Genomic DNA, 897 nt, shown 5'->3' with positions numbered 1-897 from the left:
GGCTTGGGATTACTACTTACTCAACAATTACGTTGAGATGCTCTCAGTTCTTGATGGCGCTGAAGAAGCCCTAAAAGAACACCCAGACAACACGTGGCATGCTGAGGTATGGGACTTCAGAGGACTCGCGTTACTCGGACTAGAACGACTTGACGATGCAGAGCAAGCGACCGCCAAGGCGCACAAACTTGCCGTTGAACACAATTTGGTTTGGATGAAGGCACACTCATTCATCAGCCGCGCTCGTTTAGAGCTACTCAGAAAAAGACCTCAAGAAGCCTCAGAGCTACTGAATCACGCTGAACAGTCCGCCAATGAATTTGATAATGGCGAGTTACTTAGCCAGATCTGTTACCAGCAATCATTGGTCGCCGAAGAGAATCAAGATTATCAAGCCGCTCTGATTGCATTTAAGAAATACCGTCAATATTCGACCAACATGCTTCGTGAGCAGGCGGCTCGTGTCGGGTTAGCTAAAGCACGCAGTTCAAAACGCCAACTGGAACAACGTGCTCGTAAATTGATCAACCGAATTCGTGGCCAATATGAGTATGATCCAGAGAAACAGTTTTCTCACGTGGTATCAGAGACCTTTTGGTGGGAGCAGTTGGTACTGTTCAAGACCGAGCTTAAGCGCTCAAACCACAGCATCATCATGTTCCAGCATGACGATCCAAACTACTTAGAGGTGTGTACAGAGCTCGCGCGTACCTTCTGTAATCAAGAAGACTTTATCTCGCGATTGAGCAGCGAACGCGTGGCACTGATGCTGGCTGAAAAAGGCGACGCCGCACAAGCCATCTATGACAAGATCACAACCATGCTCGACATCTACCCGTGGCATCGAAAAGGACTGAAAGGCGCACCGCCAATTGTGACACTCAATGACATTTTGAC

The 897-nt window shown here is 48.3% G+C and carries 1 protein-coding gene; it reads left to right on the top strand.

Annotated features, from left to right (window positions below; translation table 11 throughout):
* A partial coding sequence (locus tag KIV40_RS31200; protein ID WP_375164923.1) for a tetratricopeptide repeat protein occupies positions 1-897 on the top strand: 897 nt, incomplete at both ends.

The organism is Vibrio sp. D173a (genome assembly GCF_030248475.1).
Note: the sequence above shows the minus strand (reverse complement) of the source record. Positions and strands in the feature narration are given on the sequence as shown.